We start from the raw sequence: 14,820 nt of genomic DNA, 5'->3' as shown, positions 1-14,820 counted from the left end.
AACGGGTGGAGGAATAGTAGGGAGAGGCGGCACCTGAATCCATGCGCTGGCGCACATAGCGGTGCAATGCTTTGTTGCATTGGTAAGCGGCGGTAACGGCAGTATCCCTCTCGCCAGATCAGCCGCGCTGCGCGTCCTTGTAGCGTTGGTACAAGATCTTGACCCGCTGCACATAGACCTGGGTCTCGGCAAAGGGCGGTATGCCGGCGTATTTCTGCACGGCCTCGGGCCCGGCGTTGTAGCCCGCGCAGACCAGGCTGATGTCGTTCTTGAAGCGGGCCATCAGGCCGGCCAGGTACTGCGTGCCGCCGCGGATGTTTTCACTGGGCAGCAGGGCGTCCGCCACACCCAGCATGCGGGCCGTGCCCGGCATCAGCTGCATCAGGCCGGTGGCACCCTTTTGTGATCGCGCCCGCGGGTTGAAGCCCGACTCGGCGTGGATGATGGCACGCACCAGGGCCGGCTCCACGTCAAACTGCCGTGCGGACCGCGCAATCTCCTCGGCATACTCCTCCAGATGCAGCGGCGTGGTGTGCCAGTTGATGTTGGAGTGCAGATTGCAGGCATAACACGACGGGGTGTAGACCACATACGGAATCTTGGCCGGCGGCACGTCCGAAAACGACGGTGTGCCCCCCTTCAGATACTTGTAGATTTTGGGGCCGGGCTTCTTGGCCGGGGCCTCGGCCTCGGTGGCGCTGGTCAGAGGAGTGAAGGCCAGGCATAGCAAGGCCAGCAGGGCGCTACCCAGGCAGCGCGGGTGGTGAATCAATTGCAAAACTACGAAAGGTCCATGTGGGTGGGCAAGGCGTGTATCGCAATCCGGTTGCGGCCGCCTTCCTTGGCGCGGTACAGCGCCTGGTCCGCCGAGCGTATCAGGTCGTTAAGCGTCGTGCCCGGCTGCCACTGGGCGATGCCGCCCGAGATGTGGATCAGCAGCTCGCGGCCGTCTTGCAAAGTCAGCGGTGCCGCGGCCACGCTTTCGCGCAGGCGGTCGGCGGTCAGCTGGCCGTGGATGATCTCGGTGCCGGGCATCAGCACAATCATTTCCTCACCGCCGTAGCGGGCGCACAGGTCGGTGGAGCGCAGGTTGCGCCGCAGCAGGTTGCCCATATGGCGCAGGGCCTCGTCGCCGCAGGTGTGGCCGAATTGGTCGTTGACCTTCTTGAAGTGGTCGATATCTACCATCAACAGCGACACGTGCTGGCCGGTGCGCTCACACAGCTCCAGTTGCTTGGGGAACACTTCTTCAAACCAGGCGCGGTTGTGCAGGCCGGTCAGCGCATCGGTCTCGGCTTTGCTGCGGTATTTACGCTGCAGCTCCAGGCTGCCCAGCAGCACGGCATTGTTCTCGCGGATGCGCCGGGCCAGCACATGCAAGAGGTTCAGCGCCATGACCTGCTGCACGGCCAGCATGCGCCACAGCACGGGCTTGGAGATGATCAACAGTTGGGTGGGCACGGCAGCCACCACATAGGCCGACGGCGCGCTGGCGTCGATGATGGACAGCTCACCCACGCAGTCACCCACGCCCAGGCGCACCAGCGGGTTGCTGATCTTGGGCTCCAGGCAGACCAGCAGTTCACCGTGCAGCACGATGTAAATATGGGTATTGATGTGTTTGGGGTCCAGCAGCACCTGGCCCGGCTCTATGGCCTGGATGCGGCTTTCTTTGAGCTCGGCATCCACGCTGGCCAGGTCCACATCCTTGAACAGCCCGGAGCCCTGAAGAATGGCAGGAACGTGGTCAGCGCTGAATGCGGGTGTTTTCATGGGCAGGCATGGGTGGCTGTCTGATGCACCCATTCTCCACCATTGCCCATGCCTGCGGGTGCCTATTTGGCACCCTGGCTGGATGGGGCCTCAGGGAGCGGCACGCTGCCAGCGCGCATGCCGTCGCAGCACCCAGTCGCCACCGCCGCTGACCAGGATGATGCCCAGCAAGACCGGCACTGCGGCGATCAGGAAACGGGCCTCCATCGGCTCCTGCAGTAGCCAGGCACCCAGCGCCATGCCGAACAGGGGCGTCATGAACGAGAACACGCCCAGGCGCGAGGCCAGGTACTTGCGCAGCATCCAGAACCACAGCAGAAAGCTGGCAAACGACACCACCAGCCCATGGAAGGCCAGGCTGGCCCATACGCGGGGCGTGGGCTCGAAGTGGGCCTGGCCGGTGGCAAAGGCGGCGCCCGTCAACAGCACGCAGGCTGCCAGCAACTGGTAGAGCAGGGTTTGCGTGGCGGGCGCCGTAGCCAAGCGCGAACAACGCACCACCACCGTCGTGGCGCCCCAGGCCGCACCGGCCAGCAGGCCCAGAAAATCGCCCCACAGCGCATGGCCGGCGCTGGCGGCCGGCGCGGTGGTGTCCGCGCCACCACCCACAAAGGCCAGGGCCAAGCCGCCAAAGGCCAGCGCGATGCCCAGCCACTGCACGGCGCCCAGCCGTTCGGCGGGCAGCTTCCAGTGCAGGCCCAGTGCCGCAAAAATCGGCGCTGTGTACAAGAACACCACCATGTGCGAGGCGCTGGTGTGGCGCAGGCCTTCGCCCACCAGCAAAAATTCCAGGCCAAAGAGCAGGCCCACGAGCAGACCGGCACGCCAGGTCTGCGCCAGTTGCATGCGCTCCCCCCGTACCAGCATGACCAGCCCGACCAGCAGCGCTGCCACGCCCGAGCGCAGCCCGATCTGGAAGATGGGCGCAATCTCGGCCGCCATGGCCTTCAACGCCACCTGCTGCAACCCCCACACCAGGCACAGCAGCAACATCAGGCCAATGGCCTGCCCATCCAGCGCCTTGCGCGTATCCATGTCGTTCCCCCAAAAGGTTTGTCAGCGTGGGGAAATTATGGAATTGACGGCTTTGCTTGATATAGTGAATAACAGACAAGCCATAGCGCCCAACCGCCAATCGCCTCCGACCGGCCCTTACACCTATGCCCATACTGCCGCCCAAGCTCGAGGTCCCGCTGCACAGCCCGCAGCTGCCCGCGCCCATCATGTTCCGCAGTGCCTATGTGCCGGCCCAAGGCCTGTACCCGCAGCACCAGCACGCCTGGGGCGAGTTTGTGTATTCGTTCAGTGGCGTCATGGAGGTCAAGGTGGCCGAGCACCACTACCTGGCGCCGCCGCACTACGGCATCTGGCTGCCGCCTGACCTGGAACACGTGGGGCTGAACCGGCTGGAGGCCCACCACTGCTCGCTGTATGTGGCGCGGCCGGGCTGCGCAGTGCTGCCGGCCACACCCTGCGCCCTGACTGTGAATCCCTTGGTGCGTGCGTTGCTGGAGCACCTGCGCCAAGTGGCGCCGGATGACTTGGCCACACCCGAAGGAGGGCGGTTGTTGCAGGTGCTGCTGGACCAGTTGGCCCATGCGCCGCGCGCCGGCAGCTACCTGCCAGGCTCGGACGACCCGGCCCTGGGCGCTGTGCTGCGCATGCTGCAGGCCCAACCGGGTGACAATCGCTCGCTGCCCGAGTTGGCCCTGGCCGCCCACAGCACCGAACGCACGCTGACGCGCCGCGCCCAGCGCGACCTGGGCATGTCGGTGGCGGAGTGGCGCCAGCGTCTGCGCGTGGTCAAGGCCATGCCGCTACTGGAGGCCGGCCAGACGGTGGAGACCATTGCGCTGGACCTGGGCTACGGCAGTGCGTCGGCCTTTATCAGCATGTTCAAACGCCTAGTCGGCGCCACGCCGGACGAGTACCGCAAGGGCAGCAGCAAGCCGCTGCCGCCAGAGCGTGCTCAGTAAAAACTGGCAATAGCCCCCGTCGAATATGCTTGGTTAGCTATCGATTTAGGAGCGATGCCTTGCGCGCTGCGATCCGCTCAGTGGCGGCCCGCCCACACATTGGCCAGTGCGAACACCGAGTTGGGCGTGCTGGGCCGTGGTTTGGTTTGCTTGGGCTTGGCAAACACGCCCTTTTGCACCGGGCGGCGCTCTTCCACCTGGAAGCCCTTGGCCCTTTGCTCGTCGGCCAGGCTCTGCAGCGTGACCGTCTTCAAATAGGCCACGACGGTGGTCTGCAGTGCATCCCACAAATCCTGGGTCATGGCCTGGGCCGTGGCCGAGGTTTCGCGCGGGCTGCTGCTGCCGTCGCTGTGCGCAGTGGCGGCACCGTCATCGATCGCGCCCACGATGTCGGCCACCGAAATGCTGGCCGCTGCGCGGGCCAGCGTGTAGCCGCCGCCCGGGCCGCGGGTGCTCTCCACCAGGCCATGCTGGCGCAGTTTGGCAAACATCTGCTCCAGGTAGGACATGGAGATGCGGTGGCGCTGGGCCAGGTCGGCCAGGGGTACGGGCGTGGATGTCTGGCGCAGCGCCAGGTCAATCATCGCGGTGATGGCAAAACGGCCTCGTGTACTTAAACGCATGGGACTTTCTCCTTCCAGCTCAAAAGGTGGCTGGTGAAGCGTGAATGTAGGCCTCACAATGCTTCGTGTAAATTCGAATTTATATCAATTTAACTTCGGTAAAACTGAAGTATTAGGACAATATGAACTTCAAGCATCTGCATTATTTCTGGGTCACAGCCAAAGCTGGCGGCATCATGCGCGCAGGTGAGCAGTTACACACCACGCCGCAAACCCTGTCCGGCCAGATCAAGCTGCTGGAAGATTGGTTGGGCCGCAAGCTGTTCCGCAAGAGTGGCCGCAAGCTGGAGCTGACCGAAGATGGCCACCTGGCTATGGGCTATGCCGACCAGATCTTCACGCTGGGCACCGAGCTGGAGACCGCAGTGCGCCAGGCCCATGGCGGCCAGCGCCTGCTGGACTTCAAGGTCGGCGTGGCCGACTCCGTGACCAAGTCCATTGCCTACCGGCTGTTGGAGCCGGCCCTGGCCGTGGCCGAGCCGGTGCGCATGGTCTGCCACGAAGGCAAGTTCCCCGACCTGCTGGCCCAGTTGGCGCTGAACCGGCTGGACCTCGTCATTGCCGACGAACCCATGTCCAAGCGCCTGAACGTCAAGGCCTTCAACCACGCGCTGGGCCGCACGGCCATGAGCTTCTTCTGCGCCCCGTCGCTGAAGGCGCAACTCAAGGGGCCGTTCCCGCAGTGCCTGAACGGCTTCCCGCTGCTGATACCCGGCGCCCAGGCCTCGGTGCGCCAGCAACTGGAAGGCTGGTTGACCCGCCACCAGATCCACCCCCGCATCATTGGCGAATTCGACGACGGCGCCCTGATGAGCGCCTTCGGCCGCGAAGGCCGTGGCGTGTTCATGGCGCCCACCGTCATGGAGCGCGACACCGTGGAGCAATACGGCGTGGAGCTGATTGGGCAGACCGAGGAACTGGTGGACGAGTTCTATGCGGTGTCGGTGGAGCGGCGCATCACGCACCCGTGTGTGGTGGCCATCACCGGCGCAGCGCGGGGGCAGTTGTTTGGGTGACGCGCCTGTGCGTTACAGGTTTCAGCGGCCCGCAGCCTTGCTCAGGCTGGCACCAGTGATGCGCGCCAGGTCCCCGTTGGCCTGACCTAGGCGCAGGATCTTGTTCACCTCGTTCAGCAGGTCCTGCTGGTGCAGGCTTTTGGCAAAGGCCAGGTAGTTGGGATCGATCTTCAACGGCACGGGCAGCACCTCGAACTTGTCCCGCTGTGCATACAACTCGCGGTCCTGCTGCAGAAGCTGCTGAAAGCCGGCGACGCCGCCATTGAACAAACCGGCGTCCATGCGCCCGGCCAATAACTTGCGCAGACGGCTGTCGGGGCCGTTGTCCTCCTCCAGCCGGAACAGGCCCGCCTTGTGCGCGCTGTCGAAAGCATCGCCATAGGAGCCGCGCCGGCCAATGCCAATGGTCTTGCCATTGAGGTCCGGGATCGCCTTGAAATCAAACGCCTTACCCGCCAGCACCACCAGCATCACGCTGTCGGTGTACAAGGATTCGGAGTAGTCAAACACGGCCTCGCGCTCTGCGGTCTTGGAGATGCCAACGATGCCCCCTTCACCATCCAGCGCGCTTCGGTAGGCCCGGCTCCACGGGGCAAGCCGAATGGTGAACTGGTGGTTGGGTAGCCTGTCGTCAATGTATTTCAGGATATCGACCAAGATGCCCTTGCTCTCGCCATTCTGGAGATACGCCTTGGGTATGGAATAGTCGCTGCCGAAGATCTCGATGTCGGCTGCCCACGCATGGCTTGCGCTGGCAAGCGTAGCCGCAAGAGCAATGACAAGCATGACAGCACGCCGCAGCACAGGCACCATGAACACATCCTCTCTCACACGTATCCGCCCATATCCACCCAAGGAATCGCCCCACAGGGAGTGCCCGCGCCGGCATCCGGTCACCATCGGTGGAATGCCAGCATTGGCGGCGCAAGCATACCCTGCCCAAGGGCCGCGTATGGCTCAGGTCTGCGCCCGCAGGTAAGCCCTGACGGCCGGATCGGCCTCCACCACGGCTGACGCGACTTCAACGGCGCGCGCATGCGCGGCCGGATGAAAGGCCGTCGCATCATGGACCGACAACGCATAGGCATGGGGTGTCCAGTCCATCCAAATGCTGGAAGGCTCTACCAGTGCAAAGCGCTGAGGTCTTGTACAGCGGAAGGCCAGCGAAACGCTGCTGGTGGATGCTCCGCTTTGCAGCAGCACAACCAAAAGCTCGACGTCGCTGCACCTGTCCGGAAACCAGCGGGCAACATAGAACGCGACGCCCTGCTCCCCGTCGTAGACATCGCCACGCGCCAGTGCGCCTATTTCGGCAGTGTCGGCAAAACCGTCCTCGTATCGGCTTTGTAGGGCTTCAATGTGCAGCATGCAGGGGGCAGGGGATTGACTTGCGGCGCGATCAAAGTGGCCGGCCAGCGCGCTTTACAAGCCGAAACTTCTTTGCCTGAATTTCCAGCAAGCCGTCGGTGAGATAAATCCACAGTGTGTTGGCCTTCAGGTAGCCATTTGCAATATTGCCGGCCAAGCTATTGGCTTTGAGTTCGGCGACATTGATCGAACTGTTGAATCGCTCTACACCCTGGCACAGGATCTGATACGGATCGCGCTGCGGCGCTTGGTCGTCTTTGTAGAAGTGGCCGTTGATCTGGGCAGTGGCCTTGCCCTTGTCGTCTATGCCGAACGCAACGTCAACCAACCTACCGTCGTGCCAAAAAAGGGTGCTGAGAGTTTTGCTCATCTCGTACGTGTTTACCTAGTCACCATCATGATTTTGTCGCATTACAGCACGCGATTTCTTCGCGTGGTGCGAGCGTCGCCACGGGCGCGAAGCCGAGCAAGTCAGGCTGTTTTAGATGTTTTGGTAATTTGAAACAAAAAAAACAGTAGTTCCAGTTTTAACGATCCACTCCCAGAATCCATTCCATCGCACTTCCGCGTTCGGTTTTTTCAAAAAATTCTGGAGTAAACGACCATGTCCATTCGCCCCGCATCCCGCCGGTTTTTCACCGCGCTGGCCCTCACCACTGTGCTGGCCGGTGCCAGCTTCAGCGCCCTGGCCCAAAAGCCGGTGGAACTGCTCAATGTGTCGTACGACCCCACCCGCGAGCTGTATGTCGAATTCAATGCCGCCTTCACCAAATACTGGAAGGCCAAGACCGGCCAGGACGTGACCATCAAGCAATCCCATGGCGGCTCGGGCAAGCAAGCCCGCTCCATCATCGACGGCCTGGATGCCGATGTGGCCACGCTGGGCCTGGCCGGTGACACCGACGCCTTGGTCAAAAACGGTGGATGGGTCACGCCCGACTGGCAGAAGAAGCTGCCGCACAACGCATCGCCCTACACCTCCACCATCGTGCTGGCCGTGCGCCAGGGCAACCCCAAGAACATCAAGGATTGGGACGACCTGATCCGCCCCGATATCAAGGTCATCACCCCCAACCCCAAGACCTCGGGCGGCGCTCGCTGGAACTATCTGGCAGCCTGGGAATTTGCCAAGCGCAAATTCGGCTCTGACGCCAAGGCCAAGGAATTCGTCGCCAAGCTGTACGGCAATGTGCCCGTGCTCGACACCGGTGCCCGCGGCTCCACCATTACCTTTGCCCAGCGTGGTCAGGGTGACGTGCTGATTGCTTGGGAAAACGAGGCCTATCTGCTGGAGAAGGAATTCGGCTCCAAGTTCGACATCGTGGCACCTTCGTTGAGCATCCTGGCTGAGCCTGCAGTGGCCGTGGTCGACAAGAACGTCGACAAGAAAGGCACCCGTGCCGTGGCCGAGGAATACCTGAAGTATTTGTACACTGAAGAAGGCCAGGACATTGCCGGCAAGAATTTCTACCGCCCCGCGGTGTCGGAAAAAGCCAAGGCCAAGTACAACAAGCAATTCGCGCCCATCAAGCTGTTCAATATCGACGATGCCTTCGGCGGCTGGACCAAGGCCGACAAGGAACACTTCGCCGATGGCGGCAGCTTCGACCAGATCTACGTGAAGCGATAGAAAAACCGGCAGGCTGTCACACACCTACAGAATTACACGGATCGCTCAGGGAGAACACCAACATGACAGTGCTATTGGTAGCAGGCAGCCCGTCCGAGCATTCGCGCTCCGCCGCGTTGCTGGACGCGGTGCAGCAGCGCCTGCACCTGCGCGGGGTAGATGTGGAGCGCCTGCACATCCGTGACCTGTCGCCGCAAGCCCTGCTGCTGGCCGATGTGAGCCACCCCACGGTAGCGGCCGCGACGGCCCAGGTGGCGCGGGCCCGCGCCATCGTCGTCGCCACGCCGGTCTACAAGGCGGCCTATAGCGGTGTGCTCAAGGTGTTTCTGGATCTGCTGCCGCAAACCGCGTTCAAGCACAAGCATGTGCTGCCGCTAGCCACTGGCGGCAGCCCGCACCACATGCTGGCCTTGGACTATGCGCTGCGGCCCGTGCTGCAGTCCCTGGGTGCAGCCCATATCCTGCCGGGCATCTATGCCACCGACGCCCATGTGGTGGTGCTGCCCAGTGGCGGGTACCAGGTGCAGCCGGACATTGCCGCGCGCCTGGACGACAGCGTCAACCAGTTGATCGCCGATGCCTTGAAAGAAATCCCCTCAGTCGCCGGGCGGTTTGCGCCGGTGCATTTCTCACAGGTGCGATGTAGCGTGTAGCCGCACACCTGCATAGGGGGTTCGGGTCTCTACCAGCCGGCCTCCGCTTCCAAGCTCTTGCGAAATCTTGACCCCGCAGCTGCGGCATGGGCGAAGCCTTGCCGCGCCACCCCCAAAGGACACCCAAGGACACCGACATGACGACCCAGACGACGACCACCGACAACGCTCCAAGCGCCGCAACCACTACCCCGGCCGCCCCCTGGCGCGCAGGCTTGCGCAACCTGGCCATAGGCCTGGTGGTGTTGGCCGTCTTTGTGCTGCTGACCAGCCTGCTGCTATTGCCCGTGGCCCGTGCACAGACCACCAGCAACACCACCCACCCCAAGGCCATCTCCGTCAAGGAATCCAGCTGGAAATCCACCCTCTGATACCGCCCTAAGACTTCGACAGTAACACCATGAGCAACTTCAATACATCTTTGTCCCGCCGCCGCGTGCTGCGCCTGGCCGGTACTGCCACTGCCCTTGCGGCCAGCCCGTTGGCCTTTGCACAAATCAAAGCATCCGGTCGCGTGCTGCGCGTGGGTCACCAAAAAGGCTGGCTGTCCATCCTCAAGGGCCGTGGCACGCTGGAGAAAGAATTGGCACCGCTGGGCGTCTCCGTCACGTGGACCGAATTCAATGCTGGCCCGGTGCAACTGGAAGCCCTGAACGTAGGTGCTATCGATTTTGGTGACGTGGGCGAAGCGCCCCCCATCTTTGCGCAGGCCGCCGGCGCGCCGCTGGTCTATGCCGGCGCCACCGTGCCCCGCCCCAAGCTCGAAGCCATCATCGTGCCCAGGGCCTCGGACATCAAATCCGTGCTCAACCTCAAGGGCAAGCGCGTGGCCTACAACAAGGGTTCCAACGTGCAGTACTTCCTGGCCAAGCTGCTGGAGAAGAATGGCCTGAAGTACACCGATGTGCAACACGTCCACCTGCCCCCGCCCGACGCACGCGCCGCGTTTGAGAAGGGTGCCGTGGACGCCTGGATCATCTGGGACCCTTTTCTGGCCGCCGCGCAAAAGACACTGGACGCGCGCCTGCTGGTCGATGCCACCGGCGTGGTCAACAACCGCAACTACTACTTCACCTCGCGCGACTTCGTCAGCAAGAACGCCGACGTGCTGAAGATCGCCATCCGCCAGATCAACGATATCGACACCTGGGCGTCCAAAAACAAAACCGCCGCTGCCAAGGAACTGTCCCAGGTGCTGGGGCTGGACACCGGCATCACCGAGCTGTATTTGAACCGCGCCGAGTTCGGCACCGCACCGGTCAACAGCGGCATCCTGGCCGAGCAGCAAAAGATTGCCGACACCTTCTTCGAACTGAAGCTGATCCCCAAGAAGCTCAACCTGCTGCACGCCGCACCGGTGGACCTGGGCTGAGCCACACACACACACACACGCAACCGCACGCAAACCCACACCAGAGGTCGCACCATGCCTGAAGCCACCGCAAACACACAACGCTACCGCCAGCGCCTGCTGGGCCTGCTGTCGGTGACGGCCGGTATCTGGAGCCTGACCGGCCCCATCGCCGTGGGCCAGGCCTGGGCGCAGGCGCCCGTTACGGCGGTGACCAAGGCACCGGAGCAACTGCGCATCGGCTACCAAAAGTCGGCTGCCAACCTCGTCATCGTCAAGCAACAGGGCGCGCTGGAAAAGCGCTTTCCCAACACCAAGGTCAGCTGGATTGAATTCCCAGCCGGGCCACAGTTGCTGGAAGCCCTGTCGGTCGGTGCGCTGGAGTTTGGTCTGACCGGTGATTCGCCCCCCGTGTTTGCCCAGTCCGCCGGCAAGGCCTTGGTCTATGTGGGTGCCGAGCCGGCCAAGCCTTTGAGCTCGGCCATCCTCGTGTTGCGCAATTCACCGATCCGCAACCTGGCGGAGCTGAAGGGCAAGAAGGTTGCATTGCAAAAGGGGTCGAGTGCGCACTACCTGGTCGTCAAGGCCCTGGCCAAGGCCGGCCTGCAGTGGACCGATATACAGCCCATCTACCTGGCCCCGGCCGATGCCCGCGCCGCCTTTGAGCGCGGCAGTGTGGATGCCTGGGCCATCTGGGACCCGTTCTTTGCCGCCACCGAGCTGGCCATACAGCCCCGCATCCTGACCACGGGCCGCGGCCTGTCCAGCAACAACTCGTTCTACCTTGCGTCCGTGCCCTTTGCCGAACAGCACCCCCAAGCCGTGGCCGCGCTGTTTGATGAGCTCACCAAGGCTGACCGCCTGGTGCAAGAAAACCGGCCCGAGGCCATCAAGCTGATCGCCAACTTCAGCGGCCTGGATGCTGGCGTGGTCAGCCTTTTCCTGCAACGCCGTCCACCATCTCCGGTAGGGCTGCTCACCGGCAAGACGGTGCAAGACCAGCAGCAGGTAGCCGATGCCTTTGCCGGCCTGGCCCTGATACCCAAACCCGTGCAGGTAGCCGACATCGTGTGGAAGCCCGCGCAGCCCTCCGTCTTTGCCGCCGTCGCCACGCCAACTACCCGCCAATAAGGAAAATTGCTATGAACGTTCTCTGGTTCCTCCCCCTGCACGGCGATGGCCGTTATCTCGGCACCCAACAAGGCGCGCGCGCCGTGGACCTGCACTACCTGAAGCAAATTGCGCAAGCTGCCGACGAATTGGGTTACAGCGGTGCGCTATTGCCCGTGGGCCGCTCGTGCGAAGACCCGTGGATCGCCGCGGCCAGCCTGATCGCCGTCACACGCCGCCTCAAATTCCTGGTGGCCCTGCGCCCCACCACGATATCGCCCACCTCCGCCGCGCGCCAGGCCGCCACCTTTGACCGCTTGAGCGAAGGCCGCTTGCTGGTCAATGTCGTGGCCGGTGGTGACGCCAGCGACCTGGAGGCCGATGGCACCTTTCTGACACACGATGAGCGCTACGAACACGCCCGCGAATTCCTCGACATCTGGACCCGCCTGATGGCCGGCGAAGAGGTCACGCACCACGGCAAGCACCTGCAAGTCAACAAGGCCAAGCTCTTGTTCCCGCCGGTGCAGCGCCCGCACCCGCCGCTGTACTTTGGTGGCTCCAGCAACGCGGCGCATGACATCGCCGCCGAGCAGACCGAGCTCTACCTGACCTGGGGCGAGCCCCCGGCCGAGGTGGAGAAGAAATTCGCCGACGTGCGCAAGCGCGCCGCCGCTGTGGGCCGCACCGTGCGCTTTGGCGTGCGCCTGCACGTGATCCCGCGCGAGACCAATGAGCTGGCCTGGGCCGCAGCCGAAGACCTGATCAAACACCTGGACGACGAAACCATCGCCAAGGCCCAGTCCGCGTTCTCCAACATGGATTCCGAAGGCCAGCGCCGCATGCGCGCCTTGCACGGCGGTAGCCGCTCCAAGCTGGAGATCAGCCCCAACCTGTGGGCCGGCGTGGGCCTGGCGCGCGGCGGTGCCGGCACGGCCTTGGTGGGCGATGGCGAGACCATTGCCCGTCGTTTGAAGGAGTACCAGGACATTGGTGCTGACACCTTTGTGCTGTCCGGCTACCCGCACCTGGAAGAGGCCTACCGCTTTGCCGAGCTGGTGTTCCCCCACATCGGCATCCAGGCGCCATCGCGCGTGGAGAACCCCCATCTGGTCAGCCCGTTTGGCGAGGTCGTGGGCAATACCCATGTGCCGGCCCATGTGTCTGCCACCGCCAAGCGCGCGGCCTGAGCCTGTCAACAACCCCCAAAGCCCCTTGTTGCCATGAGCCATCCCCTGATCGAACTGCAAACCACGCCGGTGGCCAGCGTGCAGCCGGAAGAACCCTGGTTTGGCCCCACGCTGGGCTTCCGCATCCCCGACGGCGACCCGCTGGCCGCGGGCGTGCGCGCCCTGGGACGTGGCATCGCACGGGCGCTGGCACAGGCCCAGCGCGCGCTGCTGCAGGCCGCGCGGGCCTTGCTCACCGGCCTGGCGCCGTGGATCGTGCCCGTGCTGCTGGTGGCCGTGTGGCATATCTCCAGCGCCTCAGGCTGGTTGTCCACCCGCGTGCTGCCGGCGCCGCTGGATGTGGTCAACGCCACGTGGACGCTGGCCGAGTCGGGCGAGCTGTGGAAGCATGTGCGCGTCAGCGCCGGCCGTGCCTTGACCGGCCTGGCCATCGGCGGCGGCCTGGGTCTGCTGTTGGGCTTGCTGACCGGCTCGGTGCGCATCTTCGAGACGCTGTTGGATTCCACGATCCAGATGGTGCGCAACATCCCCGCGCTGGCCATGATCCCGCTGGTCATCTTGTGGTTTGGCATCGACGAGTCGGCCAAGCTGTTCCTGATTGCGGTGGCGGTGTTCTTCCCCATCTACCTCAACACCTTCCACGGCATCCGCAATGTGGACCCGGGGCTGGTCGAGATGGGCCGCACCTACGGCCTCTCCCGCTGGGGTTTGTACACCCAGATCATCTTGCCCGGCGCGCTGTCCAGCATCCTGGTGGGCCTGCGTTTCTCGCTGGGGCTGATGTGGGTGATCCTGATCGTTGCCGAGACCATCTCGGCCCAGGCCGGCATTGGCTACCTGACGATGAATGCGCGCGAGTTTCTGCAGACCGACATCGTGCTGGTGGGCATCCTGCTGTACGCCGCACTGGGCAAGCTGGCCGACTGGTTTGCCCGTGGCCTGGAGCGCTACTGGCTGCGCTGGCACCCTGGGTACCAGAGCGCCCATTAGCCATCGTTCACCAATCACTACTGATTTGATAGCTACATACGTATATTCGACGAGGGCTGGAGGCCAATTTGACCAATGACACTGTCAATAAAACCCAATTTGGGGTTGGATTGCGCCTGAAGAACATTGGCAAGCGCTATGGCGCGCGCGAGGTGCTGCGCAACACCCAACTCACGGTCGAGCCAGGCCAGTTCGTCGCCATCGTCGGGCGCAGCGGCTGCGGCAAGAGCACGCTCTTGCGCCTGGTGGCGGGGCTGGAAGCGGCCAGCGCTGGCGCCATCGCGGTCGATGGCCAGCCGCTGGGCGGACTGTCCAGCAGCACCCGCATCATGTTTCAGGACGCGCGCCTGCTGCCCTGGAAACGCGTGGCCGACAACTTGGCGCTCGGCCTGCCCAAAGACCAGCGCGCCGCCGCACAAGACGTGCTGGAGCGCGTGGGCCTGGGCGACCGCGGCCGCGACTGGCCGGCCCGCCTCTCGGGCGGCCAGCGCCAGCGGGTGTCACTGGCACGTGCCCTGGTGCACCAGCCGCGCTTGCTGCTGCTGGACGAACCCCTGGGCGCGCTGGACGCACTGACCCGTATTGAGATGCACCGCCTGATCGAAGGCCTGTGGCAGGCCAGCGGCTTCACCGCGCTCCTGGTCACACACGACGTGCAAGAGGCCGTGGCCCTGGCCGACCGCGTGATCCTGATCGAAGACGGCAGCATCGTGCTGGACGAAACCATCAACCTGGCTCGGCCCCGCAACCACGGCGATGCCGCCTTTGCCGCGCTGGAGAAACGCATCCTGGACCGCGTGCTGCAAAAGCCCGACACGGAACCGACCACCGACACCAACTGGCTGGGCCAACCCGCCCACGGCCTGCGTTGGGCCATTTAGTTTTTTAACGGACTTTTAAGGAGAACCCCATGTCCATCCAAGCCATCAACGTACGCAACCAATTCAAGGGCAAGGTCAAAGAGATCATCCGCGGCGATGTTGTCTCCGAGATCGATGTCGAGACACCCTGGGGCATCGTCACCTCCGTCATCACCACCCGCTCGGTCGACCAGCTGGAACTGAAGATCGGCAGCGATGTCGTGGCCCTGGTCAAGTCCACCGAAGTGTCTATTGCCAAGCTGTAGAGCAAGGAGTTTTC

The 14,820-nt window shown here is 63.5% G+C and carries 18 protein-coding genes; 11 read left to right on the top strand and 7 right to left on the bottom strand.

Annotated elements, in window-relative coordinates; all coding sequences use genetic code 11:
• Positions 1-118: 118 nt before the first annotated feature.
• From AC07OO_RS15800 to AC07OO_RS15790, 3 genes are all read right to left on the bottom strand, one after another.
• The gene (locus tag AC07OO_RS15800) at positions 119-778 is read right to left on the bottom strand and encodes a lytic transglycosylase domain-containing protein (RefSeq protein WP_495083035.1); all 660 of its coding nucleotides are present in this window, start codon (positions 776-778) and stop codon (positions 119-121) included.
• A 2-nt stretch (positions 779-780) separates the two neighbouring features.
• The gene (locus AC07OO_RS15795; protein WP_495083034.1) at positions 781-1,773 is read right to left on the bottom strand and encodes a GGDEF domain-containing protein; all 993 of its coding nucleotides are present in this window, start codon (positions 1,771-1,773) and stop codon (positions 781-783) included.
• 90 nt (positions 1,774-1,863) lie between these two features.
• Positions 1,864-2,808, bottom strand: a complete 945-nt coding sequence (locus AC07OO_RS15790) for a DMT family transporter (protein WP_495083033.1) — start codon at positions 2,806-2,808, stop codon at positions 1,864-1,866.
• A gap of 125 nt (positions 2,809-2,933) precedes the next feature.
• Here AC07OO_RS15790 and AC07OO_RS15785 point away from each other — a divergent pair, with 125 nt between their 5' ends.
• Positions 2,934-3,749 (top strand): AraC family ligand binding domain-containing protein, encoded by an 816-nt coding sequence (locus AC07OO_RS15785; RefSeq protein ID WP_495083032.1) that lies wholly within the window; start codon positions 2,934-2,936, stop codon positions 3,747-3,749.
• Positions 3,750-3,826: 77 nt separating this feature from the next.
• On the opposite strand, the gene AC07OO_RS15780 is transcribed toward AC07OO_RS15785, so the two are convergent.
• Complete coding sequence (locus tag AC07OO_RS15780; RefSeq protein WP_495083031.1) at positions 3,827-4,372, bottom strand: Rrf2 family transcriptional regulator; 546 nt, start codon at positions 4,370-4,372, stop codon at positions 3,827-3,829.
• A 122-nt stretch (positions 4,373-4,494) separates the two neighbouring features.
• Between AC07OO_RS15780 and nhaR the strand changes: the two genes are divergently transcribed.
• Positions 4,495-5,388 (top strand): transcriptional activator NhaR, encoded by an 894-nt coding sequence (gene nhaR, locus AC07OO_RS15775; RefSeq protein WP_495083030.1) that lies wholly within the window; start codon positions 4,495-4,497, stop codon positions 5,386-5,388.
• Between the two features lie 21 nt (positions 5,389-5,409).
• Here the strand turns inward: nhaR and AC07OO_RS15770 are convergent, their stop codons facing one another.
• From AC07OO_RS15770 to AC07OO_RS15760, 3 genes are all read right to left on the bottom strand, one after another.
• A complete protein-coding gene (locus AC07OO_RS15770; protein ID WP_495083029.1) occupies positions 5,410-6,174 on the bottom strand; it encodes a substrate-binding periplasmic protein in 765 nt (254 codons plus the stop codon).
• A 171-nt stretch (positions 6,175-6,345) separates the two neighbouring features.
• A complete protein-coding gene (locus tag AC07OO_RS15765) occupies positions 6,346-6,756 on the bottom strand; it encodes a hypothetical protein (protein WP_495083028.1) in 411 nt (136 codons plus the stop codon).
• A 31-nt stretch (positions 6,757-6,787) separates the two neighbouring features.
• The gene (locus tag AC07OO_RS15760; protein ID WP_495083027.1) at positions 6,788-7,126 is read right to left on the bottom strand and encodes a hypothetical protein; all 339 of its coding nucleotides are present in this window, start codon (positions 7,124-7,126) and stop codon (positions 6,788-6,790) included.
• A 234-nt stretch (positions 7,127-7,360) separates the two neighbouring features.
• Between AC07OO_RS15760 and AC07OO_RS15755 the strand changes: the two genes are divergently transcribed.
• The 9 genes from AC07OO_RS15755 to AC07OO_RS15715 all read left to right on the top strand — a co-directional run bounded on the left by AC07OO_RS15755 (position 7,361) and on the right by AC07OO_RS15715 (position 14,806).
• Positions 7,361-8,386 carry a sulfate ABC transporter substrate-binding protein gene (locus AC07OO_RS15755; RefSeq protein WP_495083026.1) on the top strand — a complete coding sequence of 342 codons (1,026 nt, stop codon included), beginning with the start codon at positions 7,361-7,363 and terminating at the stop codon, positions 8,384-8,386.
• A 62-nt stretch (positions 8,387-8,448) separates the two neighbouring features.
• Entirely contained in the window at positions 8,449-9,039 is a 591-nt protein-coding gene (ssuE, locus tag AC07OO_RS15750; RefSeq protein WP_495083025.1) for an NADPH-dependent FMN reductase, read from the top strand.
• Between the two features lie 137 nt (positions 9,040-9,176).
• Positions 9,177-9,410 (top strand): hypothetical protein, encoded by a 234-nt coding sequence (locus AC07OO_RS15745; protein ID WP_495083024.1) that lies wholly within the window; start codon positions 9,177-9,179, stop codon positions 9,408-9,410.
• A 29-nt stretch (positions 9,411-9,439) separates the two neighbouring features.
• Positions 9,440-10,411: a sulfonate ABC transporter substrate-binding protein gene (locus AC07OO_RS15740; protein ID WP_495083023.1), complete on the top strand. Its 972-nt coding sequence runs from the start codon at positions 9,440-9,442 to the stop codon at positions 10,409-10,411.
• Between the two features lie 54 nt (positions 10,412-10,465).
• Positions 10,466-11,521: a sulfonate ABC transporter substrate-binding protein gene (locus tag AC07OO_RS15735; RefSeq protein WP_495083022.1), complete on the top strand. Its 1,056-nt coding sequence runs from the start codon at positions 10,466-10,468 to the stop codon at positions 11,519-11,521.
• Positions 11,522-11,532: 11 nt separating this feature from the next.
• Complete coding sequence (gene ssuD, locus AC07OO_RS15730; RefSeq protein ID WP_495083021.1) at positions 11,533-12,690, top strand: FMNH2-dependent alkanesulfonate monooxygenase; 1,158 nt, start codon at positions 11,533-11,535, stop codon at positions 12,688-12,690.
• 33 nt (positions 12,691-12,723) lie between these two features.
• Positions 12,724-13,680, top strand: coding sequence for an aliphatic sulfonate ABC transporter permease SsuC (gene ssuC, locus AC07OO_RS15725; RefSeq protein ID WP_495083020.1), 957 nt, complete (start codon positions 12,724-12,726; stop codon positions 13,678-13,680).
• A gap of 68 nt (positions 13,681-13,748) precedes the next feature.
• Positions 13,749-14,561: an ATP-binding cassette domain-containing protein gene (locus tag AC07OO_RS15720; protein ID WP_495083019.1), complete on the top strand. Its 813-nt coding sequence runs from the start codon at positions 13,749-13,751 to the stop codon at positions 14,559-14,561.
• 29 nt (positions 14,562-14,590) lie between these two features.
• Complete coding sequence (locus AC07OO_RS15715; RefSeq protein WP_209393323.1) at positions 14,591-14,806, top strand: TOBE domain-containing protein; 216 nt, start codon at positions 14,591-14,593, stop codon at positions 14,804-14,806.
• Positions 14,807-14,820 lie beyond the last annotated feature (14 nt).

This window comes from Rhodoferax sp. GW821-FHT07G04, from assembly GCF_059418585.1.
This window is presented reverse-complemented; position numbering and strand designations above follow the sequence as displayed.

What these genes read in the sequence shown, in the direction of transcription:
- nhaR (WP_495083030.1), top strand. Translation starts at nt 4,495, where the DNA reads ATGAACTTCAAGCATCTGCATTATTTCTGGGTCACAGCCAAAGCTGGC.
- AC07OO_RS15715 (WP_209393323.1), top strand. Translation starts at nt 14,591, where the DNA reads ATGTCCATCCAAGCCATCAACGTACGCAACCAATTCAAGGGCAAGGTC.
- ssuC (WP_495083020.1), top strand. Translation starts at nt 12,724, where the DNA reads ATGAGCCATCCCCTGATCGAACTGCAAACCACGCCGGTGGCCAGCGTG.
- AC07OO_RS15770 (WP_495083029.1), bottom strand. Translation starts at nt 6,174, where the DNA reads ATGCTTGTCATTGCTCTTGCGGCTACGCTTGCCAGCGCAAGCCATGCG.
- AC07OO_RS15780 (WP_495083031.1), bottom strand. Translation starts at nt 4,372, where the DNA reads ATGCGTTTAAGTACACGAGGCCGTTTTGCCATCACCGCGATGATTGAC.
- AC07OO_RS15795 (WP_495083034.1), bottom strand. Translation starts at nt 1,773, where the DNA reads ATGAAAACACCCGCATTCAGCGCTGACCACGTTCCTGCCATTCTTCAG.
- AC07OO_RS15745 (WP_495083024.1), top strand. Translation starts at nt 9,177, where the DNA reads ATGACGACCCAGACGACGACCACCGACAACGCTCCAAGCGCCGCAACC.
- AC07OO_RS15785 (WP_495083032.1), top strand. Translation starts at nt 2,934, where the DNA reads ATGCCCATACTGCCGCCCAAGCTCGAGGTCCCGCTGCACAGCCCGCAG.
- AC07OO_RS15790 (WP_495083033.1), bottom strand. Translation starts at nt 2,808, where the DNA reads ATGGATACGCGCAAGGCGCTGGATGGGCAGGCCATTGGCCTGATGTTG.
- AC07OO_RS15765 (WP_495083028.1), bottom strand. Translation starts at nt 6,756, where the DNA reads ATGCTGCACATTGAAGCCCTACAAAGCCGATACGAGGACGGTTTTGCC.
- ssuD (WP_495083021.1), top strand. Translation starts at nt 11,533, where the DNA reads ATGAACGTTCTCTGGTTCCTCCCCCTGCACGGCGATGGCCGTTATCTC.
- ssuE (WP_495083025.1), top strand. Translation starts at nt 8,449, where the DNA reads ATGACAGTGCTATTGGTAGCAGGCAGCCCGTCCGAGCATTCGCGCTCC.
- AC07OO_RS15735 (WP_495083022.1), top strand. Translation starts at nt 10,466, where the DNA reads ATGCCTGAAGCCACCGCAAACACACAACGCTACCGCCAGCGCCTGCTG.
- AC07OO_RS15740 (WP_495083023.1), top strand. Translation starts at nt 9,440, where the DNA reads ATGAGCAACTTCAATACATCTTTGTCCCGCCGCCGCGTGCTGCGCCTG.
- AC07OO_RS15760 (WP_495083027.1), bottom strand. Translation starts at nt 7,126, where the DNA reads ATGAGCAAAACTCTCAGCACCCTTTTTTGGCACGACGGTAGGTTGGTT.
- AC07OO_RS15755 (WP_495083026.1), top strand. Translation starts at nt 7,361, where the DNA reads ATGTCCATTCGCCCCGCATCCCGCCGGTTTTTCACCGCGCTGGCCCTC.